This is a genomic window from Coprothermobacter platensis DSM 11748, assembly GCF_000378005.1.
In the GTDB taxonomy this organism is placed as follows: Bacteria; Coprothermobacterota; Coprothermobacteria; order Coprothermobacterales; family Coprothermobacteraceae; genus Coprothermobacter; species Coprothermobacter platensis.
The window spans coordinates 903,640-926,130 of sequence record NZ_KB899040.1; the positions used below are offsets into that span (position 1 = coordinate 903,640).

Below are 22,491 nucleotides of genomic sequence, written 5' to 3' on the forward strand. Positions count from 1 at the left end.
GAAACATGAGAATGAAAAAAAGTTATTTGAGTGTGTTGGGATTAATATTGGTTGGAGTTCTTGTGCTCACAGGATGCAGTTCCACACCTAATAACAACGCAAATACAGGAACTGCGACAAATACCTCACCGACGCAAACTGGAGGCAGTATCGTTATCAAGGGTTCTGATACAGAAGTGAATACTGTTCAGGCGCTGGCAGAAGCATTTCACAATGCACATCCAGAAATCAACATTTCTGTTTCTGGCGGTGGCAGTGGATCAGGAATAGCCGCCATTATCAATGGAGAAATTGATATTGCAGACGCATCAAGAGAAATTACCCAAGATGAACTTAACCAAGCAAAAGCTAACGGTGTCAATATTGGAACATTTATTCTGGGAAGAGACGGCATTACAGTTGTAGTAAACCCAAGTAACCCTGTAACTAAACTTACCTTGGATCAAATTGGTAAAATATACCGTGGAGAAATAACAAATTGGAAAGATGTTGGCGGACCTAATATGGCTATAACACTTTATGGGAGGCAGAACAACAGCGGTACTTATACCCTATTCAGAGAACTGGCTCTTAAAGGTGATTACTCACCTAACATGAGATCGATGAACGGCAATAGTGATATTGCTAATGCCGTGGCGCAAGACAAATCTGGCATAGGATATATCGGAGTAGGTTATTTCAAAGAAGCGCAGGGGAAAGTGAACGAAGTGCTAATTAGTACAGACGGTAAGACATACTACAGCTCCACAGATATGAATGCCATAGATAGCAAGCTTTACCCACTGGAAAGGCCGTTATACCAGTATGTAAAGCTTCCCATGACCCAGGCTATGAAGGATTTCTTAGCTTTCGAACTTAGCGACCAGGGCCAGAAAATTGTTCAAGATAATGGCTTCTATGCTGTAGGGCCAAATGAGAGGGCAACAAGTGAAACGCTCCTCAATCAACAATAACAGCGAGAAGGTATTCAGGCTTGCCAGCACCGTAGCCGCGGTGCTGGCGGCTTTAATGGTAGTTCTTATTATAATTTTCATGCTCTTGCCTTCTCTAAAAGCACTGGTAAAGATACCTTTGAGAGAGCTATTTACTACGCGCTGGAATCCAGAAGGCTATTCAAAAAGTAGTTGGGGAATACTCCCCTTCTTAGCAGGTTCTCTGTGGACAACGATTATTGCACTCGCAATCTCCATACCCATATCGTTTTTAGCTGCTATCTTCTCTACACAATTCCTGCCAGCTACGTTTAGACCAATCACAGATTTATTCTTCAGCATTCTGGCAGGCATCCCCTCTGTAATTATGGGGTTCTTAGCTTTGACGGCCATAGCACCCTTGTTGGCAAAAACATTTAATCTGCCCAGTGGCTTAACTATGCTAAACGGCGGGATAACTTTAGCAATAATGGTTTTGCCAACGATGGTTAGCGTTCTTACCGACTCATTTCAAAAAATACCGCAAATATACAAAGAAGGCGCTTTGGCTTTGGGCGCTTCTAAGTGGCAAGCTGCAATAGGCGTGTTGTTTCAGTTTGTAAAGCCTGCTTTTATATCTAGCATTTTACTTAGTTTTGGGCGAGCAATAGGTGAAACCATGGCAGTCATTATGGCAGTAGGCAACGTTGCAATGATACCTACAAGTCCGCTACAGCCAGGTGAAACCATGACAGGTGCCTTAGCCATAGAAATGCCTGAAGCGGTAGCTAATTCATTACATTACAATGCACTGTTTCTTATTGGTTTCATATTACTTATAATAGCTTTACTGGTTAACTACCTATCTGGGTTAATAACATCGAAAGTCAGGGTTGAGATACAATGAAAAAGCGAAGTGATTCTTTTTGGGTTTTACTTTCGGCTATATGTTATTTTTCTGCTGTAGTATTTGTCATTTTTGTTGCTGTTCACCTGCTTAGATTGTCTGATGGAAAGCTTTCTTTATCTTTCTTATTCACTAATCCAGACGATGGAATGACTAAAGGAGGCGTATTTTCCCCACTTTTTGGGTCTATATACCTCACTTTGTGGGTATTGGTGCTTTCAGCACCTGTGGGCGTATTAGCTGGTGTTTACTTTGCAGAATTCGCACCAGATAACCCCATAACAAGAATTTTGCGTAATGCGATAAGGACTTTAAGTGGTGTACCAGCCATAGTGTTTGGTTTATTCGGTCTTGCTTTTTTTGTGCGCATGATGAACTTGGGTTTATCACTTTTGGCATCGGCTCTAACCTTATCTATTATGAATCTACCCGTCATAATAACAACGACAGAAGAAGCGCTCAGATTAGTTCCTAACTCGCAAAAAGAAGCAGCCATAGCTTTGGGAGCAAATTCTTGGGAGGTTTGGCGGGATGTTTCTGTAAAGTATGCTTCTAGCGGTATACTCTCTGGAATCTTCTTAGCTTTAAGCAGAGCGCTTGGTGAAACTGCACCGATTTTGCTTACTGGCGTTGTGTTTTATCAGCCCACAGTGACACTCAATCCAATGCACACATTCATGGCCATGCCTTATCATATTTTTATACTGGCTACCCAGCATAGTAAACCTACAGAAGCTTTACCCATTGCAGCTGCTGCCGGTTTTGTTCTTCTTATACTGGTATTGCTTGCACGTATATTTGCATTCTTGTACAATAGGAGGGTACAGCGGTGGCTCTAAAAATCGAAGCTCGAGATGTCAGTGTCTTCTTTGGAAATAACCAAATCTTGCATAATATCAATTTAGGGATAGAAGAAAGAGCGGTTACAGCAATTATAGGACCATCAGGCTGTGGCAAGACGACATTTTTGAGAACACTAAATCGTTTGAACGATCTTTCATCAGATTTTAGGTTGCAAGGAGACATCCTTTTAAGTAACGAAAACATTTATGGAATAGACCCTATACTTTTGCGCAGGCGAGTAGGCATGGTTTTCCAAAAGCCGAATCCCTTCCCTATGAGCATTTTTGATAACGTAGCATATGGTTTGCGATTGCAAGGGATAAAAGACAAAGAAACGATACAGGACAAAGTAAAAACGGCTCTTACAGCAGCAGGGTTGTGGCAAGAGGTTTCTAATAGACTAAATAGCAATGCCTTTGACCTATCAGGAGGTCAGCAGCAACGTCTATGCATAGCACGGGCTATAGCAGTAGATCCCGAGGTTTTACTCATGGATGAACCTACGAGTGCGTTAGACCCCGCAGCCACATCAAAGGTTGAGGAACTTATACTGGCGCTAAAAAAGAATTACACCATTGTTCTCGTCACGCATAATATGTATCAAGCGGCACGTGTCTCAGATTTCACAGCGTTTTTCCTAAACGGTTACCTGGTAGAATTTGATACCACAGACACCATTTTCACAAACCCCAAGGACGAAAGAACACAGCGTTATGTTACAGGCAAATTTGGATAAAGGGGGCAGAGTATTATGCTAAATGAGAAGATTTCAGAAATAAGCAGTTTGTTGTCAGAAATGGGCGGCTTAGTTGAAGATGACATCGTGAGATGCGTCAGAACGTTAGTTGAAAAAGATCCTTCCGAGGCTGATTCTGTTATTAATGAACTAGAACCACGTATAAACGCTCTGGAAAAACAGATAGACGAGGAATGCCTTATCACCTTGGCTCGGTATCAACCAGTAGCACACGATTTGAGACGCATAGTAGCAGTTTTGAAAATTGACAAAGACCTTGAACGCATGGGTGACCACTGCGAAAATATCGCTAGGCGTGCAAAAGAAATAATAAAAGAACCCCTTTTAAAACCACTCATAGATATCCCCCGCATGGCAGAAACAGCGCAAGAAATAACACGCCAAGCCTTAGATAGTTTTTTTAAGGAAGATACCCAGTTAGCTCGCGAATGCATCGATAAGGACATTTTAGTCGACGAATTACAAGAACAAATAATAAGAGAACTTATATCCTACGTCCTCGCAGATCCCAGCACTATGAATAAGGCATTGGACTTGATTTTCACAAGTAAAGATCTGGAGCGTATATCAGATTTAGCAACTAATATAGGAGAAGAAACCTTTTTCTTAGTCGAAGGTAGCGACATAAGGCATTTAGGACCTAAGGACCAAAAAGAATAAACACGGTTCACTATAAGATTACAATTTCTGGTTCTAAATGGATGCCAAATCGTTTTAACACGCGCGCTTGGGCAAGCTCAATAAGAGACAAAACATCGGTGCGCGTGGCATTGCCTAAGTTTATGATAAAATTCGCGTGCTTTGTCGAAAACATAGCATCTCCTATACGGTAACCCGATAACCCGACTTCAGTTAGAAGTTGCCACGATCTTTGGCCATCTGGATTTTTAAATGTGCTACCTAAACTTGGATATTCCACAGGATGACGTTTTTTACGATATTCGATTTTTCTAATAACTTCATTTTTTATATCATCTTTGTCTTCATGCTCATAGTAAAAATAAACATCCACAACAAATTTCACACCTATTTGATTTAGGTGACTATTTCTGTATTCCGCCTTCACATCTTTTGGTTCTAACCATAAAACACGCCCATCGCTCGAAATCACTCTGGCCTTTTCAACTTGAGTCCAAACATGTTTTCCAAAAGAACCCCCATTCATCCAAATGAGACCGCCTACAGTTCCAGGAATACCAGTCATAAAATCGAATCCACCCAATTCGTTATCGATACAATAATGCACTAAGTCTTTCAGACGCACTCCACTAGACACGTGAAGTATGCCTTCGCTATTTTCAATAACAGGCTCTTCATCAATGTTTAGAAAAGCGTTTTCCAGTTCCTCTGGAAGTAACAGTTTAGAACAGTTACCAAGAATTGTCTTGTCTATGATGAAACCCGGATTTTCAAGTAGTTCTATAGCGTTGGATGCAACCCACACATTGGAAGGAGGCCCTATTTTTATATGAGAAAAATCCTTTAAGTTAATTTCTTTCCTGTTCAACATTATGGAAATATTCTATATGATTTTAAACTGACATAATGTTAGAATTTTGTTATGAAGCAATTATTGAAGTGCACATGTTTCGTTATTATTTCCTTGGCTGTTTTGTTTGTATCTATTTCTCCTATACCAGTGAATGCTCATCCATTGGTGCCTATCATCTTTACACAACCACCCATAGAAGAAGGTTCAACAACTACCGTTTCAATGAAGATCATTTTTGATGATATAACCGAACCCTTCATTATAACGGTCGACGACGGATATTCACGCCCCGCTCTCAAGGAGCTTATAGCTATTAAACAACAGTATGGAGAGTCCTTTAAATGCCTTCTTTTCCCATATGGTTTAGCACTCAAAGACAATGAAGACCTGTTTCAACAACTCATAAAAGAAGGATGCGAACTCCACAATCATACGTACACACACATGTACTTTCGCCATAAAACAGCTCAGCAGCAAGAACAGGAAATAATGCTTGATGATGCTGAAATAGAAAAAGTATATAAAATGGCTGGTCAACAGAGGCCTTATACAAAGTTCTTCAGACCTCCTGGTGGCATTTATGATCAGACCACACTGCAATTATGTATAAAACATGGCTACAAGATAATGCTTTGGAATGTAATAACAGAACCGAATGGAAAAAACCTTTCTGTAGGAAGTAGAGCAGATCTTATAAGACGTGCTCCCAAAGGGAGTATTATTCTCCTTCATAGCAAAGTCTCAGACATGGATGCATTGAAAATTGTCCTTCCAGGTCTAATAAAAAGATATGGCACCCAGTGGCACTAAGGTAGTCATAATCGGTGCTGGATTCAGTGGCTTAACAGTTGCATATTTTCTTCGTGATAAAGCGAGAGTATACCTTGTTGATAGAAAAACACATTTGTGGAATGCATCCACAGGATTGATAACACCACCGACATTAGAACTTATGAAGCGTGTGTTTTCGTTTGATCCTCCTGTAGAAAAGGCATTCGATTCTATGAATGTGATGTTCAAAGACATTGGCAATGTTTACTTACATGACGACAAACCATTTCTTTATTTACTTGATAAGACAGCGTTTTTCCAGCAACTTCAAGACAAATTGGGAGACAACGTGGAGCAAATACTCGGATACTCTTTCAAAGATGTTGAATCACAAAATGTGATTTTGGAAAGAAAAACAGACCAAAAGCGTATACCTTACGATTTCCTTATAGGAGCAGATGGATGTTTTTCTAAAGTGGCCAGAGCCACAGGGCTATCTTTAGTAAAAAGTTGGCTTTACGGGTATGAGTGGGGTACAGAACCTACTCAAGGTAATAACACGATATCATTCGTGATAGACCCGAACATAGCCAGAGCTTATGGGGTTTGGGCCTTTACTAGCAGCAATGAAACACGTATAGGCTTGGCTTCCGATAGACCCTTAAGGAAATCTGACGCCGAACAGATTGGTCGAACATACTTCTCTACGCAATCACAACCCTCAGACTTTAAAGGCGGAGTGATTCCTACCTCAGGTCCGATAAGAAGGTTATTTATAGACAATGTTTTTCTCGTTGGCGATGCGGCAGGTTTATGTGGCCCCTTCCTTGGCGATGGGATACAAACTGCGATAAAGTCTGGAATGGCGGCTGCGCAAGCAATAGATCAGCGTAATGCTGGAGATGCCTATGTTCAATTTCTGAAGGATTCTGGCGTTATCAAGTACTTAAAACAGCAGGCCATATTAAGAAGCATTTGGGATAGGTTCGTATCCCATACCACTTTGAAACGCTTATATAGATTTACATTACGCAACCAAGGTCATCTCTTGGACGATTTGACCATGATAAAGGAAGACCCATCCAAATTTCCGTTGCTGGTAAGAAAATTTTTCTCTTAGGTTTTTATTCCTATCGTTAGACAACTCTGACAAATACAGCATGACTGTGCAAGGGTGGCTTAATAAATGCAGAAATTGTTTACTCTGCTTTGTTACCATTGGTTAATTTGTTAGAATAAAAACAATTATGGAGAACATGATTCTGTTTTTTCTTTGTTTTTTGTGTGGTGCAATACCTTTTTCTTACCTTATAGGATTGTTGTTCGGCAAAGACATAAGACATTTTGGAGAAGATCACAACCCGGGGCCAACCAACAGCTTCAAAGCTGGAGGCCCGGTATTAGGGATTCCCTCTTTGGCATTAGACTTCTTGAAGGGAGCAATTCCAGTATTCGTGTTGACCACTACATATGATATTGCGCCTGTCGCATTTGTTCTTGTTTGCATTGCGCCTGTGCTTGGGCACATGTTTACTCCGGTGCTTAGGTTCAAGGGTGGAAAGGGCATAACCACTACTTTTGGAATTTGGTCTGGCTTAATGTTGTGGGAAGTGCCTGTTTTCTTGGGTTCTATCTTTACCTTATCAGTAGTCTTAAAACATTTTCTAACAAAGCGCGTCAGCGATAAAGCCACAGTAATAACTGCCTCCTCACTACTGCCCGCTTTCACATTCTTTCGATTTCATGACTTACGGCTTTTTGCACTAGCTGTTTTAAACTCTACGTTACTTATTGTGGCACAGTTCAGAGAGGAATTAAGAATATGATGAAGGGAATCTTTCTATTCGTGTTATACCAATTGTTGAATTCCCTAATAAACTTTTTCTTGATTAGAAAGCCGAGACAATGCGGAGATTTAAATGATCCACCAAGAGTATCGATCCTGGTACCAGCAAGGAATGAAGAAGAGAACATTGCTAAGTGCGTGCAATCTCTCTTGTTGCAAGATTACACTAACTACGAAGTTCTTGTATTGAACGACGGATCAGAAGATGGAACGGGAAAAGTACTAAGCATGATGGCGAACACTGACGAAAGGCTTCAAGTCATAGAATCAGCTGACCCTTTGCCTGAAGGTTGGACAGGTAAAAATTGGGCCTGTCATAGGCTCTTTCTGCAGTCTACCGGTGACATTCTTATTTTCACCGACGCGGATACTTTTCATTCACCGAAGACAATCACAACAATGGTACAGGAAATGCAGCGGCAAGATCTGTCTTTTATTTCAGGAATCCCCAGAGAAGTTGTAGTCTCATTTGGAGAGAAAATAACTGTTCCATTCATAAGCTACAGCATAGTCTCCATTTTTCCGCTCTTCCTTAGCTATTTTTCGCCCATATTTAGCTCTCTTAGTGTGGCCAACGGTCAATTCATGATGTTCAACAGGCATTCCTATGAGAGAATCGGTGGACATGCCGCTGTAAAAGGAGAAATCGTAGAAGATATTGAGTTAGCAAAACTGGTCCGAAGTCACGGGCTAAGAATGTACACATCATACAACCTGTCAGGCTTGGTATCCTGTCGCATGTACGGTGGCTTCAAAGAAGCCTTCAATGGACTTTCAAAGAGCTACTTTGCCCTTTTTTCGTTACGGATAATCCCCTCGATTTTTGTATGGACATGGATGTTCTTGGTTGCAGTCTACCCCTTTATTGCCTTAATAAGGCCCCCAGACACTTTATTGGCCATCTGCACCATAATCATGACCACCTTGATCTGGCTTGGAACGTCAATCGATTACAAGCTGCCAAGATATGTTGTTCTTTTTCACCCATTAATAACTGTAGTAAACTCTGTCATTGGCTTTCATTCCATCGCACAAGGCTGCACTGGGAACACTTCTTGGAAAGGCAGAACCATCAATGTGAAAAAGCCAAGTTGGTTCTAACAGAACTGACAAGGCGGTTTCCTCATGGTAATGTCAATAGGTTTTACAAGTACGTAGAAAATAAAAAAAGCCTCGCACGTCTGCCTATGCAAAAGTGCGAGGTCTCTCGAGCGGTAGTTTAGATTATACTGATGTCTACTTTTTGACTACTTTTGCCGCCTGCGGGCCCTTAGGGCCATTAACAATCTCGAACTCTACTTTGTCTCCCTGATCTAACGTCTTAAAACCATTGCCTTCAATCGCTGAAAAGTGAACAAATACGTCGCCTTCGCCATCATCCCGGGTAATGAACCCGTAACCTTTCTTCGCATCAAACCATTTAACCGTTCCTGTGTACATTTTTGTACCTCCTGTAACATTTGCCCCTTTGTGGGGCTGAGCATATTATATAACATTAATTTATAAAAAAACAAGGGCGGACTAATCCGCCCTTGTTAAGCTTCTATCGTTGCAATTGTTACTTTTTTACAACGTGAGCTGCCTGAGGACCTTTGGCTCCTCTTGATACTTCAAATTCGACCTTTTCGCCTTCGTTTAGCGTCTTGAAACCGTCGCCTTCGATTGCGGAGAAATGTACAAAGACATCTCCTTCACCATCGTCACGGGTAATAAATCCGTAACCCTTCTGAGCATCAAACCACTTAACTGTTCCTGCGTACATTTTCGTACCTCTTCTTTCTTCCCCTTTTCAAGGGGCAGTTTTATTATACACCATAGAAAAGAGAAAAACCACTATTGTTTTGGTAAAATGTATTTAATATGACGAGCAAAACAATTCCCACGCACAGAGAAGAAGATGTTATAGAAGCTATCTACAGAAGCCCCCATAGGGATCAGGGTGTAAGTGTATCAGAATTGTGCAAAGCTTTAGGTCTAGCCAAACCCACAGTCAGCATAATGGTGAAGAAACTCCAAGAAAAGAATTTGGTACAACGTGAGCCTTATAAACGAGTTTTCTTAACCAAAGATGGTGCAGAAAAAGCAAAGGCCATCCTTGATCGTCACGAAACGATTAAGAGTGTGTTGATGAGAAGCGGCACACCTGAAGATATAGCTGAGGCAGATGCATGCCAGATGGAACACTTTTTGCATCCTGAAACCCTGCAGGCTCTTATTGACTCTGTTTTCTGTCCCACGGAGAGAGAAACACATAATAGAAAATAGCAGAAATGAGATACAAAACCATAGCAGCATAGAATGAATATGAATAACCTCTGAATTGAATAAGATAGCCTGCTATGAGAGAGCCCAGTGCTCTGGACAAGTTATCTCCCATACTCATAAGACCGTTGGTTATGGTTCTAAAATGCGCAGGTGTGATTTCCATATTGAATTGCTGTGAAACTGGCGTGGACATGTTCATAAGTGCCTGCCTTGCCAAAAATGAAGGCACAGCATATATAAGCCCTCCAGCTCTGGCAAGTATAAACATAAATGGCAATGAAAGTATTTCTGTTATAACTACTGTTTTGACCTTCCCTATTCGTGTAACCAGTAACGGCGCAAGGAGCATCCCTGCTGCTGTCGCTAATTGACCAAACGTATAAATAAGACCTATTTGTGGACCAGGCAAATGGAACGTATCTTTAAAGTACAAATTCATAAATGGAATAATGAGACTAGCACCTAACCCCACAAGTGTTCTCGGAACAATTAGTACGAGCAAGAGTGGAACAAAACCGTGCAAATTACTTAGATGTTCTTTTGTAAACGGATTACTTAATGATGTATGAGCTTGTGTTTGGACTCTGAAGAAAACAACCAATAGCCCTGAAATCGCACAAAGCACACCTGTCCACATTACATCTCTGTAAAGGGTTACAGGGTTGCTGATTCCCAAGAAACCAGACACAAATGTAAGGAAAGCACCTCCAGCTGCGGCAAAGGTTTGAAGTGCATTATTCACTGAAAATATCTCGTTCCTATATTGTTCCTTGGTATGGTCCATAATAAAAGGAGCAATACCAATCATAAACAAAGCATCACCGCATCCAAGTAAACCACTCAGAAGAATAAGAAGTGGCACAGATTTGGTAAGAAGAATTATAGTTTGGACACTAACAGCCAACCCCATAGCCAGTAGAAAATTATTCTTGTAACCCACTTTATTAACGATGAGCGCTGCGGGTATGACCATTAAGACAGAACCAAAAGACCTAGCGCTAAGGACGGTTCCTATGACAGATTGTGTGAAGCCTATTTGTGAAAGATAAAGGTTGAAGACTGTAAAGTAGAAAGAAAAACCTGTGTAATAGAGAAAAGTGGCTACGGAAAACCAAAGTAATGCCGATGGGTTTTCTAAAAACGCCGTCTGATATCTTTTTAGTGCGCGAATTATTTGCATTAAAGATATTATACATTTCATAAATTCCGTTTAGTGGTGTAGAATCTTATAGTAAATGTATAAATATGCTTATTAGGAGGTACACCATGGAACGAAGTAAAAGGTCAACATCAGAGCGTCTTAGAACACTTCGAGAAATTATTAAAAATGAACCAACATCCACACAGCAACAACTAGTGGACAAGCTTAAACAGGCTGGTTTTAAAGTCACGCAAAGCACCATATCCAGGGACCTAAAAAAAATTGGTGCAATGAAGGTGTTCTTACCAGATGGTACTTATGAGTACACTCTTCCGGAAGCAACGACCATGACTATAGATGACCGCATTGTCACTATAGTCAAGAAAAGTATCTTAGACATCCAATATCGTTCACCTTTACTGGTGATAAAAACTGTGCCTGGTACAGCCAGAAGCGTAGCGCGTGCCATAGATTCCCTGCAGTTGAAAAAAGCTATAGGAAGTATAGCTGGAGACGACACTGTTTTTGTATTAGCACAGGATGATGTGGGAGCATTCGAGATAAAAGAAAAACTGCATGATATAATGGAGAAGTAAAGCGTGTTAACGAAGCCTTAAAAATGGAGGTCTTCCGGTATGGGGTTATCTGAAAAGACAATTTCTGTGGCCGTTGTGGGGTCAGTGAAAAGCGGCAAAACAACGTTGGTAGAAAATTTGCTTGCGAAGGCCGGAGCAATTGACAAGCCTGGCAAAGTAGAAGCAAAAAACACAGTCAGTGATTTTGATCCTTTTGAACAGGAGAAACAAATCTCTATCAACATGACAGTAGAACCCTTGATGTGGAAAAACGTAAAAATTAACCTTTTGGATACACCAGGGTTCTTGGATTTCAAAGCAGATTCCATGGCTGCGATAAAATTTGCAGATGCCGTTCTTTTTGTTGTAGATGGTGCTTCGGACATAGGTGTGACAACGGAAATGCTTTGGGATTACTATGTGAATTTGCAGGATCATAAGCCTGCAATATTCTTCATAAACAAAATGGATAAACCAGAAGCTGATGAAAACAGAATAGTCGAGCAAATAAGATCCGTTTTATCTAACAGGGCCGCACCATTATTTGTCAATGCTGGTAAGGAAGTTGTTTATATATTCGGCGACACATCATCACTAAGCCCTGACCTTCAGAACATTGAAGCCAACTACAGAGACATGGTCTTAGATGCCGTTGCAGAAGCAGATGATACAGTATTGGAAAAGTACCTTTCCGGAGAAGAAATCTCTCAGGAGGAACTCAGTAAGTGTTACAAGGCTGCTATGAAAGAGAGAAACTTCTTCCCTATCCTCATGGGGTCTTCCATTAGTGAAGTAGGCTTGGAAGATTTGCTCGATTTCATCGCCGAGAATGTTTTTTCGTTGCCAACTGTTGATTATCCTGCCGATACTGTGGGGATAGTACTAAAAACATACATAGACCCGTATGTAGGTCGTATAAGCGTTATAAAAATGCTAAAAGGTCAATTAAATAGTGGTATGCAACTTTGGAATCCAGAGACAGAACAAGCAGTAACGATTCCTAAGGTTTCCTTTGTAAGCGGCAAGAAAATTGTGGATGCCAATGCCATTGAATCACCAGATATTGGTGCTGTTACCAAAGTAGAAGAACTGTCAACAAACAGCATTATTTGCACATCGGGCATAAAAGTGGAAGCACCTCATTTAGATATACCCCAGCCTCTTCTACCAAAAGCCATCGAACCGAAGACTAAATCGGACCAAGAGAAACTTCTTAGTAGCTTGCATAAGATACAAACAGAGGATCCATCTTTCATTGTGTTCTATGACCGGGAAATGAAACAGACAATCATAGAAGTGCAAGGGGAAGTACAACTGCATGCTATACAGGCAAAACTACATGAACGTTATCATGTAGAGGTAACATTGGCACCCCGAGAAGTTCCTTATCGCGAGACGATAAAAGGCAGGGCCCAAGCCCAAGGACGTTACGTCAAGCAGACAGGTGGGCATGGTCAATACGGGGTTGTATTCATTGAGGTATGGCCCACACAACGGTCAGCAGGTTATGAATTCGAAGATGCCATATTTGGAGGAGCCATACCCAATAACTACATTCCATCCGTAGATAAAGGTATTAGGGAACGGATGAGCCGAGGTGTAATAGCTGGTTATCCTGTCGTAGACGTACATGTAAAACTTTTTGATGGAAAATATCACCCCGTTGATTCCTCTGATATGGCTTTCCAAATAGCGGGTTCTCTTGCTTTCCAAGAAGCATTCGTAAACGCAAAACCCATCCTTCTGGAGCCCATCTACAAGATGACTATAAGGGTGCCAGAAGACTTAGTTGGTGACATTATGGGTGACATAAATGCAAGAAGAGGCCGTGTTTTAGGTATTACTGCAGAAGGCAAATGGCAGGTAATTACCGCAGAGGTTCCCTACGCAGAAATTATCGAATATGCTAAGGATTTTATGTCCATCACAGGAGGACGCGGAACATACAATACGGAGTTCATTAGGTATGAAGAAGTCCCACCAAACATTGCAGAGCAAATAATTGCAAACCGTAAAGCTGTACTGGAGAGAGAAAGAGAAAAAGAAGAATAAAGACAAGGTTTTTCTTTGTCGGGGTAAAGAAATTATACCCGCATACCCTATAGGGTATGCGGGTATAATAATTTATGGAGCTTTAAGAAAATTAGGAGGTGCCTTAAATGGCTATATTGAAAGATTCGGATAAAAAAGAAGTAGAGAAACGTCTGTCTGTGATGAATAAACCGGTGAAAATTATTTTGTTTAAGCCGGAAAGCGATATTGTGGTGCCCGGACGAAGGGAATGCATGTACTGCAAAGAAGTTACTGAACTCATGCAAGATTTAGTGGATACATCTGATAAGCTCTCATTAGAGATCGTAGACCCAGAGAAGGATACGGCAAAGGCTGAGAAGTATGGGTTGAAGAAAGACTTGATGGGATATATGTACCCTGCAATAACGTTCACTGTAGCAGACAACAACGAAGAGAAGCATTACAACATATGGTTTTATGGATTGCCAGCCGGATATGAATTTGCAACGATGCTGGATGATATCATAATGCTCTCTACTGGGGAACTGAAATTAAGTGAAGCATTAGTACCACAAGTGTCCAATATAGATAAGAAGGTAGTTATGGATGTATTTGTGACACCTACATGCCCATACTGCCCCAAAGCTGTCTTAGCTGCTCATCAATTTGCTTACGTTAATCCTAATTTCGTCAGCAGCATGATTGAAGCAAGCGAATTTGAAGACCTTACAAACAGATGGAACGTTTACGGGGTACCGAAAACAGTTATCAACGAAAAAGTTGAGGTGGAAGGTGCCGTACCGGAAAACATGTTCCTGGATTATGTGAGGAACGCCTTAGCTTAACAGCCACTTTACCAAAGAAGAGGGGCCCTTTTTCAGGGCCCCTCTTCTTTAACATTGTCTTGCTATCTCTTTTATCCTATTGGATAAAGTCCACACTTTTTCTGTGTCTACGTTATCTATATCGCCTGGTTCCTTCCCCAGAACATCAAAAACTTTTTTTACCTGTTCTTTTTCATCACTGGTAAGTTGATCCATATATACGGCACCAGGGAAATTTCCTAAAGCCAATGGGGGCCTATCAAACAAACTGAGGTATTGTCTTACATAAATTGGTCCTCCGATTTTTTCATTACCCATTACCCTTTCATCATCGATAAGGCTTACCGCAACACCTGCCCACATACGTCCATACAGATCACCTTTGTGGGCATCAATAAAACTCATCAGGTCTGGGTTCAGTTTGTGCTCATATACACCGCAAACGAAAACAACAGCGTCGCCCCAAAAGGAGCTCGTATTCGCCATATCCATGGCCTCACCATCAAGTACTTCCGCTATGGCTTCTGCATACTTCTTTGAGGCACCATGGCGACTCGCATAGATAACTTGAACCTGCATTCTACTCTTCACCTCTTCCCTCGTTTACCACTTCAACTGATTTTACTCCAGGAAGATCGGATACCTTCTCCTTGATTTCATCTACAATTTCTTGCAGATAAGGATCATCATGAGCAAATGAGATTTCGATCCGCACATTTCCATCATCTACGCCTATGTATTTCACACGCTTCAGTGCCACAATGTCAATTCCTTGGGGGGGATAGATAACATGATAAAGCTCACCTCTTACCAAATCGGAGCTTAGTTCTTCCTCAGGTAGACGCCCGTTTTTTCTCAGATAATCTTTTACCGCCGCGCGCAATCCATCCACAGCAAGCACTGAACAATGATATTTTACAGGTGGTAATCCACCCAGTTCTTGAACAGCTTCAGTCCATTTTATGGATAGTGCTTCCTCCAATGTCTTGCCTTTAGCCAAATCTGTCACAATTGATGCCGTCGCAATGTTACTCGCGCATCCATAAGATTCAAACTTTATGTCTTCTATGACATCATTGTTTATCTTAAGATAAATAGCTATTTGATCACCACACGCCGGGCTACCCACCAATGCCTCTGCATCAGGATTTTCTATTACTCCTTGGTTATGAGGGTTCTTAAAATGTTCTATTACTTTCGGATTGTACTTTATTGACATCTACTCATCACTCCTTATAAACTTTAGGCGCCAACGGACTTATCTTCCTTAGTTTGCTCACAATACCAGGAATGACATCTAAAAACTTGTCTACTTCTTCGTCGGTAGTTGTCCATGTCAGCGTCATACGAATAGCGCCGTGTGCTCTCTCATAATCTCCGTACATGGCTAAAATGACATGATTTGCCTCCAAGAAAGGATTAGCACAGGCAGAGCCTGTGTCCACAGTGATGTCTTCCATATCTAAGTACATCTCTACCGATTCGCCTTCCACATACTTAAAGGTTAAACATACATTGCTTGGAGAACGCAGATCACCCTCTGGCCCATTGAGAAGTGTCTCTGGCACAAGATTCATCGTTTCGTTTATAAGTCTGTCCCGAAGACGCCTCATATTTTCTATCTTTGAAGGAAGGTTATCCTGCATAAGCTCTAAGGCTTTCGCAGCTCCTACAATAGAAGGAACATCCGGAGTTCCAGGGACAATCCTCGAGTAGGCTTGGCTACCGTAAATCGGTCCTTTTATAGGAACACCCTTCTTCACCCACAATGCTGTTATGCCCTTGGGACCGTGTATCCTTTCAATGCTGGCTGTTAGTAAATCAGCCAATGGTGCAAAAGACAAGTTTGGCAAACGGCCCAAACCCCACGTTACATCGTAATGTATTAGTGTATCTGGATTAGCCTCTTTAATAATTTTCGATATCTGTTCTACTGGCTGGATTGTTCCCACCATGTAGTTAACGGCACCCATGGTGACTAAAACCGTATCGTTAGTCACACTCTTTCTGAGCACATCTAAGTCTACAAACCCATTCTTATCTACTGGAATATAAGTAACCTTTACCTTACCACTTTTCTCCAACTGCTTTACCATGTCCATAGTACTACCATGCTCGATTGCGCTTGTAATTATGTGAGGTGTTTCCAAACTTTTACCGTTTATTGCACCCTGAACGGCTATGTTATTCGCCAAACTATGGCTTTGAGCAAAATGTACTTCGTCAGGTTTCCCTCCAAACAATTTTGCATAAGCCATTTGGCTCTTCTCTATGGCTTCCGCAGCCGTGGTACCTGTGTAGGTAAACGAAGCAGGTGCCCAGTATTTTTCCGTCCACCAAGGAGTCATGGCATCTAAAACATCTTTGTCTACATAAGTTGATCTGCAATGGTCAAAATATGCTCTCACTCATCAACACTCCTTTCACTTATTGGTTTTTTCTATCAAAACTTGCAATGCTTGGCTCAGTTCTTCTTCACCCTTAGAAGGAAGGCACTTATCCATGCGGTCTTTTGCGATTAACGATACAGCTTTTTTCATCAACCCCTGAGCAGCAGCAATTTGCGTTGCTACCTGAGTACAACAAACGCCTTCATTTAACATGCGCTCCACGGCGTTAAGCTGTCCAATGGCCGTTTTCACCATCTGTAAGACATCTTGACTGTATGGAGGATTCATATTATCCATATTCACATCACCAAGAATATTATACCCCCCTATGAGGGGGGTATAAACATTAGAAGTTCTTTGTTCCGAGGATGATTAAGCGTTGAAACCTATTTCAAATGCCTTTATATTTCTTTCTTTATCTCTTGGAAGACTCTGTAACAAGGCATCCTTTATGCAATCTACAGGAAGTATCGATTTAAGTACGCTGGCTGACTTACCTAACATAACACTATTAACAAAAATAGTGCTTCCAAGTTCCTTTGAAATGCTCGTAGCGTCAAACATGTAGCACGGACCAAAAGATGACAGTGTTTTATGGATGTCCTCAATGGGTGGGTAAGTGGTTGAGCCCAAATTTGCCGACACAGGTACAATCTTGCCCTCATTTACTACAAAAGTGGTACCTTTTCTTGCGTAGTTTATATACCTCAAAGACTCCAATGGTTCAAAAGCGATCAACAGATCAGCAGTTCCTTCAGGTACCGTAGACGCTATCCGGTTTTCAGATATTCTGACAAAACCTATAACAGATCCACCACGCTGCGCTAAGCCATGGATTTCTCCTACTGCTCCATAAAGTCCGTTAAGCATGGCAGCTTTACCAAGCACTTTTGCTGCTGTGAGTATGCCTTGGCCCCCTACTCCGCTTAAAACAATGTTGTATACCATCGCTGCCACCTCTCTTTCACATCATCTCTCATCACATTGAAATTCTTTGAGCCTTTTTCATCCATTTCGTAAATGGCGTTGTATGGACAAACTTGGGCACATGCACTACAACCAGCGCAAAGGTCTTCATCTATGTGTACTTTTTTCATTTCCCTATCGAAGACCAATGCTGGACAACCCAACATGTTGACGCAAATACGGCAACCAGTGCATCGTTCTTCATCCACGGCATAAAGAGGAGCATGTTCTCCCCTTCTTGACAATTCTCTTTGTCTGATGAGTGCGCAAGGCTGTTTGGCAACGATAACTGCTACCGTTGCTTGATTTGCCTCTTTTATAGCTTCCTCTAAGGCACTTAAGTCATAAGGGTCTACTGACTTTACATAGTCTGCACCTAAACCTCTTGCAACGGTTTCGATATCCAGATGCGTTCCTTTATCACCATCCGCAACAATGCCCGTGGATGGATTTGGTTGATGACCTGTCATAGCAGTTATCCGATTATCCAAGACAATTAAGGTCATTTTACTTTTGTTGTAAACAGCATTGACTAATGCAGGAAGCCCCGTATGGAAAAATGTGCTGTCACCTATGGTTGAAATGACACGCTGGTCTTGAGCTTTTGCCATACCACTCCCTAATCCAACGGAAGCACCCATGGCTATGCATGTATCTATTGCCTTAAGCGGATCCATAGCCCCCAATGTGTAGCAACCGATATCTGATGGTTTCACCGCTTTTCGCTCCAATTTTTTTATTGCATAGAAAACATTTCTATGAGAACAGCCTGGGCACAATACCGGCGGTCTCGGTGGCAGCTGAGGAACTTGACTTATGTCAGCATAAGTAATCTGCATCCCAGCCACACGTTCTAAGGCATTCCTCACTTTCCAATAACCAAGCTCATCTACACGAGGCAGAACATCCTTACCATGAACAGGTATAGAAACACTTGCGTCAAAGAGTATAGCCTTAATCATTTCTTCAAGGAAAGGTTCCAACTCTTCCACGACCAAAATAACATCCACCGTTTTGGCAAACGCCAAAATCACCTCTTTATCCAAGGGGTAAACCATGTCTAATTTGAGTATGCTCAAGTCTAACCCAAGATCTTTTTGCGCTTCTTTTACGTACAAATACTCCACGCCTTGGGTAATTACACCAACTTTGCCAAAACCTTCGCGCTTGTTCAATTCATGAACACGGGCGAACTCCAGTGCTTTTTCTAATCGTTGTAATACAAGTGGGTGGTTCTTCTTCGCATTGGCAGGCAAACTAACAAACTTCGGTATGTCAGGCTTAAAAACTCCCTTCCGCACGTTTGGTAGTTTTACGTCATCACCAAGCGGACCAAGTGTAACAGGAGCACGTGTGTGGCTCACTCTCGTCGTCGTCCGCATTAAAACGGGAGTTCCAACGAATTCACTTAGTTCGAATGAGATCCTTGTTAAATCTTTTGCTTCCTGAGGATCAGAAGGGACAATGACGGGAACTCCAGCAAATTTACCGTATATGCGGTTATCCTGTTCATTCTGAGAACTCCACATTCCTGGATCATCAGCTGTTAATATTACTAAACCACCCAATACACCTTGGTATGCTATGGACATAAATGTATCCGATGCAACATTTAAACCCACATGCTTCATGGTAGCCATGGCACGCAGATTGGACCATGAAAACGCAGTGGCCACTTCCAACGCAACTTTTTCATTAGTAGAATATTCCACATAAACGCCCAGTTTCTTGGCGTATTTGCTCAGCGTTTCTGGAACTTCTGTGGAAGGTGTACCTGGATATGCACTAACGCAAGCAACGTTAGACTCTAAAGCCCCCCGAGCAATAGCTTCATTGCCCAGGAGTAGTTCCGAGCCTGTTTCATCCAAAAATGGCATTAATTTCACCTCCGCTTAACATTGTACTACTTTTTGTCATGCATGTTAGAATTTATGATGGTTTAGATAATCCTAACTCACGAGGAGGTACCCGATGGAGCCTTTGCAATCGGTCGGTTTTACCATAGGGGGCTTAGGTATTTTCCTATATGGTCTACTCATTTTTAGTGATTACCTCAAAGAACTTGCTGGTGTAAGATTACGTACGATCATCACACGTATTGGAAGTAACGTATGGAGTGCCTTGTTCACAGGCCTGGTTATTACCGCAATATGGCAGGCATCGTCTATAACTACTGTTGTTGCTGTTGCTCTTGTAAACGCAGGAATGCTTTCCTTCGAGGGGGCATTGGGTTTGATCTTCGGAGCGAACATAGGCACAACAGTAACTGCTCAAATTGTCGCATTTAATATCACGCAGTGGGGTCTTTTCATTATTCCTGTAGGCTTGCTCATATACATCGCTGGCCGTAAAAAAAGAATCAAGAGCATGGGAATGGCCATTTTTTCATTCGGTCTTATTTTAGGAGGTTTGTGGCTCATACAAATAGGCTTGGAACCGTTGAAAGATTCGGTATATTTACAAAACCTATTGGTTACATTTAGTGACAAACCGTGGCTGGGTATAATTGCAGGAACCATTTTTACAGCTCTTGTGCAATCTTCTTCAGCCACAACGTCTATAGTTGTAGCCCTGGGTAGCCAAGGTCTCATGACGTTTTCAGCGGCAATTCCCCTTGTTTTAGGAGCTAACATCGGAACGACAATAACGACTCTTATCGCATCCGTTGGAACAAGGTTAAGCGCGCGCAGAACAGCCATGGCACACTTGTTGTTCAACATCATTGGCGTGTTACTCATTTATCCGTTTGTAGTATCAGGCTGGTTCCAGTCTTTAGTCGTCTATGTTTCACGGTTATTAGGTGATGCATCCTTGCCCAGACTAATTGCTAACTCACACACTATTTTCAATATTATTTGGTCTGTCTTCTGGGCTTTTCAAGTAAACAATTTCGCAGCTATCGTAAAATGGCTCGTGCGAGGAGAAGAAAAAGTTTATTCTAAACCAAATTATCTTAGTGAAAAACTACTCTCTGCTCCCTCGCTAGCTTTGGATGCATTGAGAAGCACACTAAAATACATGGCAGAAGTTAGCTCAAGCATGCTTACTTCTGTGTTTGAAATGATCATGGGTGAAGAGAAATACAACAGCGAAGACATTTGGAATATGGAGAATCTGGTGGACGACATGCAGCGAGAATGTCTTGAATATTCTAACAAGCTTTCTCAAAGCCCCTTATCAGAAGATGACGTAGCATATCTTTCAGCAATAGTACATAGCGTGGATGATGTGGAACGCTGGGGTGACCATGCTACGAACTTGCTGGAGTTTGCTGAGTTTGTACATGAGAACAATGTCAAGTTCAGCCCCAAAGGGCAGGAGTCATTGAAAGAGCTTTTTGGCTTGGTAAAGGCAAACTTAGATAGAGCTTTACAAGTTATCGATGATGGCTTCTCAGAGAACCTATTAGAGATGACTACACTCACCGAAGAACAAATTGATCAGTTGGTAAAAGAGCTAAGAAATGAGAGGACAGAACGGCTCATACAGGGAGAACTTTCTGTACAGGCAGCCATCATCTATGTGGATATCCTCACTAACTTGGAACGTGTGGCTGACCACACCCTTAATGTGGTGCAGAATTTTTCACGGACAGAAGGTGAAACAATAGCACATGAATGATGAGGAAAACAAAGAAATACGCAAACAGGCTGCACTGCTATTAAAAATCATTGGCGTGATGCTCGTGCTACCAGCTTTCTTGCTCACAGCGGCATTGGCAATATTTGTTCCAGCGCCCAACGATGGCAAATATGCCAATGCCTTTGTAAGTTTGATAATGCTGGTTATTTTAGTAGCATTCTTTCAACAAGACATCGTTTCTTTCATAATTAACCTATTTAGAAAGCAACGATAAAAAAGCCGGTACATTGTAAGGTAGATCATCAGGGATTCTGCTACTAACAATGTTCTTATCAACAACTACTGGTTTATCTACCCACTTAGCCCCTGCATTTTCCAAGTCATCTTTTATGGCTGACACCGATGTAATTAGCAACCCGTTGACTACTTTTGCTGAAATAAGAACTTGCGGACCATGGCATATAGTCCCAATGGGCTTGTTTTGTTTGAAAAATGCTGCTACAAATTCTTTCACCACATCATACCTGCGCAGTTTATCAGGTGCATGACCACCCGGAATGTAAAGACCAGCGAATTCATCAGATACGTGATTTTTTAATGACTCCTCAATCTGAAAAGAGAGTCCATTCTTCCCTTTTACCAAGGCAGGTTCAATTCCTAAAACCACAGGCTGAAAGTTTTCCTCTTGCATCCTCAAATAGGGATAAAAGAACTCCAAATCTTCAAAACCTTCATCAAGTAATATAGCTACTTTTCCCGCCATTTTCGGACCTCCTCAAAAAAAGAACAGCTCACACTATTCTCTTACGGCTACAAACTCCATCTCAAAAAAAGCATTCATCGGAAGCGCAACTACCTGTACCATACTACGAGCTGGACGCTCTTCTCCGAAAAATGCCGCGTATACTTCGTTGAATTTTGCTGAGTAGGCCATGTCTTTCAAAAACACAGTGGCTTTCATTACAGCACTTTTTTGCAAACCAAGCTCATCAAGTATGGCAGAGATATTATTAAAAAGTTGTTCCAGTTGAACATCTACGTCATCAGGCAATGTTTCATCTTGTTTGGCACCTAATATACCACTTACAAATATGAGATCATGGCTTTCCGTAGCGTGAACATAAGGACCTGTGGGTTTGAATATTCTCTCTACAATGTATCTTTTCATAAATGTTCACCTCCATGTAACAATATAAACCAAAAACCAT

At 41.6% G+C, this 22,491-nt stretch carries 27 protein-coding genes; 15 read left to right on the forward strand and 12 right to left on the reverse strand.

The genetic code is table 11. From position 1 onward, the window contains the following. Positions 1–5: 5 nt before the first annotated feature. From D890_RS0104985 to phoU, 5 genes are read left to right on the forward strand one after another with little or no spacing between them, the layout of a single operon-like run. Entirely contained in the window at positions 6–953 is a 948-nt protein-coding gene (locus tag D890_RS0104985; RefSeq protein WP_018963411.1) for a PstS family phosphate ABC transporter substrate-binding protein, read from the forward strand. Beyond that, positions 928–1,818 carry a phosphate ABC transporter permease subunit PstC gene (pstC, locus tag D890_RS0104990; RefSeq protein WP_018963412.1) on the forward strand — a complete coding sequence of 297 codons (891 nt, stop codon included), beginning with the start codon at positions 928–930 and terminating at the stop codon, positions 1,816–1,818. The genes D890_RS0104985 and pstC overlap by 26 nt, the downstream gene beginning before the upstream one ends. Then, positions 1,815–2,657: a phosphate ABC transporter permease PstA gene (pstA, locus tag D890_RS0104995; RefSeq protein WP_018963413.1), complete on the forward strand. Its 843-nt coding sequence runs from the start codon at positions 1,815–1,817 to the stop codon at positions 2,655–2,657. The genes pstC and pstA overlap by 4 nt, the downstream gene beginning before the upstream one ends. After that, positions 2,648–3,397 carry a phosphate ABC transporter ATP-binding protein PstB gene (gene pstB, locus D890_RS0105000; RefSeq protein ID WP_018963414.1) on the forward strand — a complete coding sequence of 250 codons (750 nt, stop codon included), beginning with the start codon at positions 2,648–2,650 and terminating at the stop codon, positions 3,395–3,397. The genes pstA and pstB overlap by 10 nt, the downstream gene beginning before the upstream one ends. Positions 3,398–3,412: 15 nt before the next feature. Further along, positions 3,413–4,078 (forward strand): phosphate signaling complex protein PhoU, encoded by a 666-nt coding sequence (gene phoU / locus D890_RS0105005; RefSeq protein ID WP_018963415.1) that lies wholly within the window; start codon positions 3,413–3,415, stop codon positions 4,076–4,078. A gap of 10 nt (positions 4,079–4,088) precedes the next feature. On the opposite strand, the gene murB is transcribed toward phoU, so the two are convergent. Then, positions 4,089–4,928, reverse strand: coding sequence for a UDP-N-acetylmuramate dehydrogenase (gene murB / locus D890_RS0105010; protein ID WP_018963416.1), 840 nt, complete (start codon positions 4,926–4,928; stop codon positions 4,089–4,091). Between the two features lie 51 nt (positions 4,929–4,979). Here murB and D890_RS0105015 point away from each other — a divergent pair, with 51 nt between their 5' ends. The 4 genes from D890_RS0105015 to D890_RS0105030 all read left to right on the forward strand — a co-directional run bounded on the left by D890_RS0105015 (position 4,980) and on the right by D890_RS0105030 (position 8,628). Further along, entirely contained in the window at positions 4,980–5,720 is a 741-nt protein-coding gene (locus D890_RS0105015) for a polysaccharide deacetylase family protein (protein ID WP_026291326.1), read from the forward strand. After that, positions 5,701–6,801 (forward strand): NAD(P)/FAD-dependent oxidoreductase, encoded by a 1,101-nt coding sequence (locus tag D890_RS0105020; protein ID WP_018963418.1) that lies wholly within the window; start codon positions 5,701–5,703, stop codon positions 6,799–6,801. Before D890_RS0105015 ends, D890_RS0105020 begins: the two co-directional genes overlap by 20 nt. Before the next feature lie 127 nt (positions 6,802–6,928). Further along, entirely contained in the window at positions 6,929–7,507 is a 579-nt protein-coding gene (locus D890_RS07605) for a glycerol-3-phosphate acyltransferase (protein ID WP_156802677.1), read from the forward strand. Continuing rightward, complete coding sequence (locus tag D890_RS0105030) at positions 7,504–8,628, forward strand: glycosyltransferase (protein WP_018963420.1); 1,125 nt, start codon at positions 7,504–7,506, stop codon at positions 8,626–8,628. The genes D890_RS07605 and D890_RS0105030 overlap by 4 nt, the downstream gene beginning before the upstream one ends. Before the next feature lie 135 nt (positions 8,629–8,763). On the opposite strand, the gene D890_RS0105035 is transcribed toward D890_RS0105030, so the two are convergent. Both D890_RS0105035 and D890_RS0105040 read right to left on the reverse strand, forming a co-directional pair. After that, complete coding sequence (locus tag D890_RS0105035) at positions 8,764–8,967, reverse strand: cold shock domain-containing protein (RefSeq protein WP_018963421.1); 204 nt, start codon at positions 8,965–8,967, stop codon at positions 8,764–8,766. Positions 8,968–9,085: 118 nt separating this feature from the next. Continuing rightward, positions 9,086–9,289 (reverse strand): cold-shock protein, encoded by a 204-nt coding sequence (locus D890_RS0105040; RefSeq protein WP_018963422.1) that lies wholly within the window; start codon positions 9,287–9,289, stop codon positions 9,086–9,088. A 98-nt stretch (positions 9,290–9,387) separates the two neighbouring features. Between D890_RS0105040 and D890_RS0105045 the strand changes: the two genes are divergently transcribed. Continuing rightward, positions 9,388–9,792 (forward strand): metal-dependent transcriptional regulator, encoded by a 405-nt coding sequence (locus D890_RS0105045; protein WP_018963423.1) that lies wholly within the window; start codon positions 9,388–9,390, stop codon positions 9,790–9,792. On the opposite strand, the gene D890_RS0105050 is transcribed toward D890_RS0105045, so the two are convergent. Next, a complete protein-coding gene (locus D890_RS0105050) occupies positions 9,740–10,972 on the reverse strand; it encodes an MFS transporter (protein ID WP_245533145.1) in 1,233 nt (410 codons plus the stop codon). The two genes, D890_RS0105045 and D890_RS0105050, sit on opposite strands and share 53 nt — an antisense overlap. Before the next feature lie 86 nt (positions 10,973–11,058). Between D890_RS0105050 and argR the strand changes: the two genes are divergently transcribed. From argR to pdo, 3 genes are all read left to right on the forward strand, one after another. Next, a complete protein-coding gene (gene argR / locus D890_RS0105055; protein ID WP_018963425.1) occupies positions 11,059–11,529 on the forward strand; it encodes an arginine repressor in 471 nt (156 codons plus the stop codon). Positions 11,530–11,568: 39 nt separating this feature from the next. After that, positions 11,569–13,560: an elongation factor G gene (locus tag D890_RS0105060; protein ID WP_018963426.1), complete on the forward strand. Its 1,992-nt coding sequence runs from the start codon at positions 11,569–11,571 to the stop codon at positions 13,558–13,560. A 107-nt stretch (positions 13,561–13,667) separates the two neighbouring features. Continuing rightward, a complete protein-coding gene (pdo, locus tag D890_RS0105065) occupies positions 13,668–14,366 on the forward strand; it encodes a protein disulfide oxidoreductase (RefSeq protein ID WP_018963427.1) in 699 nt (232 codons plus the stop codon). A 48-nt stretch (positions 14,367–14,414) separates the two neighbouring features. Here pdo and D890_RS0105070 read toward each other — a convergent pair whose 3' ends face one another. From D890_RS0105070 to iorA, 6 genes are all read right to left on the reverse strand, one after another. Continuing rightward, on the reverse strand, positions 14,415–14,924 hold the full coding sequence (locus D890_RS0105070) for a flavodoxin domain-containing protein (protein WP_018963428.1): 510 nt from the start codon (positions 14,922–14,924) through the stop codon (positions 14,415–14,417). A gap of 1 nt (position 14,925) precedes the next feature. After that, complete coding sequence (locus D890_RS08120) at positions 14,926–15,564, reverse strand: iron-sulfur cluster assembly scaffold protein (RefSeq protein WP_018963429.1); 639 nt, start codon at positions 15,562–15,564, stop codon at positions 14,926–14,928. Positions 15,565–15,571: 7 nt separating this feature from the next. Beyond that, positions 15,572–16,753: a cysteine desulfurase family protein gene (locus tag D890_RS0105080; RefSeq protein WP_018963430.1), complete on the reverse strand. Its 1,182-nt coding sequence runs from the start codon at positions 16,751–16,753 to the stop codon at positions 15,572–15,574. 15 nt (positions 16,754–16,768) lie between these two features. Next, complete coding sequence (locus tag D890_RS0105085) at positions 16,769–17,032, reverse strand: metal-sensitive transcriptional regulator (protein ID WP_018963431.1); 264 nt, start codon at positions 17,030–17,032, stop codon at positions 16,769–16,771. A gap of 75 nt (positions 17,033–17,107) precedes the next feature. Further along, on the reverse strand, positions 17,108–17,683 hold the full coding sequence (locus D890_RS0105090; RefSeq protein ID WP_018963432.1) for an indolepyruvate oxidoreductase subunit beta: 576 nt from the start codon (positions 17,681–17,683) through the stop codon (positions 17,108–17,110). Further along, complete coding sequence (gene iorA, locus D890_RS0105095) at positions 17,662–19,578, reverse strand: indolepyruvate ferredoxin oxidoreductase subunit alpha (protein WP_018963433.1); 1,917 nt, start codon at positions 19,576–19,578, stop codon at positions 17,662–17,664. The genes D890_RS0105090 and iorA overlap by 22 nt, the downstream gene beginning before the upstream one ends. A 94-nt stretch (positions 19,579–19,672) precedes the next feature. On the opposite strand from iorA, the gene D890_RS0105100 reads away from it, so the two are divergent. Together D890_RS0105100 and D890_RS0105105 are read left to right on the forward strand one after the other, a co-directional pair. Next, complete coding sequence (locus D890_RS0105100; RefSeq protein WP_018963434.1) at positions 19,673–21,322, forward strand: Na/Pi cotransporter family protein; 1,650 nt, start codon at positions 19,673–19,675, stop codon at positions 21,320–21,322. Then, positions 21,315–21,557: a hypothetical protein gene (locus tag D890_RS0105105; RefSeq protein WP_018963435.1), complete on the forward strand. Its 243-nt coding sequence runs from the start codon at positions 21,315–21,317 to the stop codon at positions 21,555–21,557. Before D890_RS0105100 ends, D890_RS0105105 begins: the two co-directional genes overlap by 8 nt. Here D890_RS0105105 and D890_RS0105110 read toward each other — a convergent pair. Together D890_RS0105110 and D890_RS0105115 are read right to left on the reverse strand one after the other, a co-directional pair. Beyond that, positions 21,537–22,046 (reverse strand): type 1 glutamine amidotransferase domain-containing protein, encoded by a 510-nt coding sequence (locus D890_RS0105110; protein ID WP_018963436.1) that lies wholly within the window; start codon positions 22,044–22,046, stop codon positions 21,537–21,539. The genes D890_RS0105105 and D890_RS0105110 overlap by 21 nt on opposite strands. A 33-nt stretch (positions 22,047–22,079) precedes the next feature. Beyond that, positions 22,080–22,451: a RidA family protein gene (locus D890_RS0105115; protein ID WP_018963437.1), complete on the reverse strand. Its 372-nt coding sequence runs from the start codon at positions 22,449–22,451 to the stop codon at positions 22,080–22,082. Positions 22,452–22,491 lie beyond the last annotated feature (40 nt).

Excerpts from the sequence above, each read along its gene's own strand:
- D890_RS0104985 (WP_018963411.1), top strand. The coding sequence starts at position 6 with ATGAGAATGAAAAAAAGTTATTTGAGTGTGTTGGGATTAATATTGGTT.
- pstA (WP_018963413.1), top strand. The coding sequence starts at position 1,815 with ATGAAAAAGCGAAGTGATTCTTTTTGGGTTTTACTTTCGGCTATATGT.
- phoU (WP_018963415.1), top strand. The coding sequence starts at position 3,413 with ATGCTAAATGAGAAGATTTCAGAAATAAGCAGTTTGTTGTCAGAAATG.
- murB (WP_018963416.1), bottom strand. The coding sequence starts at position 4,928 with ATGTTGAACAGGAAAGAAATTAACTTAAAGGATTTTTCTCATATAAAA.
- D890_RS0105015 (WP_026291326.1), top strand. The coding sequence starts at position 4,980 with ATGAAGCAATTATTGAAGTGCACATGTTTCGTTATTATTTCCTTGGCT.
- D890_RS0105020 (WP_018963418.1), top strand. The coding sequence starts at position 5,701 with ATGGCACCCAGTGGCACTAAGGTAGTCATAATCGGTGCTGGATTCAGT.
- D890_RS07605 (WP_156802677.1), top strand. The coding sequence starts at position 6,929 with ATGGAGAACATGATTCTGTTTTTTCTTTGTTTTTTGTGTGGTGCAATA.
- D890_RS0105030 (WP_018963420.1), top strand. The coding sequence starts at position 7,504 with ATGATGAAGGGAATCTTTCTATTCGTGTTATACCAATTGTTGAATTCC.
- D890_RS0105035 (WP_018963421.1), bottom strand. The coding sequence starts at position 8,967 with ATGTACACAGGAACGGTTAAATGGTTTGATGCGAAGAAAGGTTACGGG.
- D890_RS0105040 (WP_018963422.1), bottom strand. The coding sequence starts at position 9,289 with ATGTACGCAGGAACAGTTAAGTGGTTTGATGCTCAGAAGGGTTACGGA.
- D890_RS0105045 (WP_018963423.1), top strand. The coding sequence starts at position 9,388 with ATGACGAGCAAAACAATTCCCACGCACAGAGAAGAAGATGTTATAGAA.
- D890_RS0105050 (WP_245533145.1), bottom strand. The coding sequence starts at position 10,972 with ATGCAAATAATTCGCGCACTAAAAAGATATCAGACGGCGTTTTTAGAA.
- argR (WP_018963425.1), top strand. The coding sequence starts at position 11,059 with ATGGAACGAAGTAAAAGGTCAACATCAGAGCGTCTTAGAACACTTCGA.
- D890_RS0105060 (WP_018963426.1), top strand. The coding sequence starts at position 11,569 with ATGGGGTTATCTGAAAAGACAATTTCTGTGGCCGTTGTGGGGTCAGTG.
- pdo (WP_018963427.1), top strand. The coding sequence starts at position 13,668 with ATGGCTATATTGAAAGATTCGGATAAAAAAGAAGTAGAGAAACGTCTG.
- D890_RS0105070 (WP_018963428.1), bottom strand. The coding sequence starts at position 14,924 with ATGCAGGTTCAAGTTATCTATGCGAGTCGCCATGGTGCCTCAAAGAAG.
- D890_RS08120 (WP_018963429.1), bottom strand. The coding sequence starts at position 15,564 with ATGTCAATAAAGTACAATCCGAAAGTAATAGAACATTTTAAGAACCCT.
- D890_RS0105085 (WP_018963431.1), bottom strand. The coding sequence starts at position 17,032 with ATGGATAATATGAATCCTCCATACAGTCAAGATGTCTTACAGATGGTG.
- D890_RS0105090 (WP_018963432.1), bottom strand. The coding sequence starts at position 17,683 with ATGGTATACAACATTGTTTTAAGCGGAGTAGGGGGCCAAGGCATACTC.
- iorA (WP_018963433.1), bottom strand. The coding sequence starts at position 19,578 with ATGCCATTTTTGGATGAAACAGGCTCGGAACTACTCCTGGGCAATGAA.
- D890_RS0105100 (WP_018963434.1), top strand. The coding sequence starts at position 19,673 with ATGGAGCCTTTGCAATCGGTCGGTTTTACCATAGGGGGCTTAGGTATT.
- D890_RS0105105 (WP_018963435.1), top strand. The coding sequence starts at position 21,315 with ATGAATGATGAGGAAAACAAAGAAATACGCAAACAGGCTGCACTGCTA.
- D890_RS0105110 (WP_018963436.1), bottom strand. The coding sequence starts at position 22,046 with ATGGCGGGAAAAGTAGCTATATTACTTGATGAAGGTTTTGAAGATTTG.
- D890_RS0105115 (WP_018963437.1), bottom strand. The coding sequence starts at position 22,451 with ATGAAAAGATACATTGTAGAGAGAATATTCAAACCCACAGGTCCTTAT.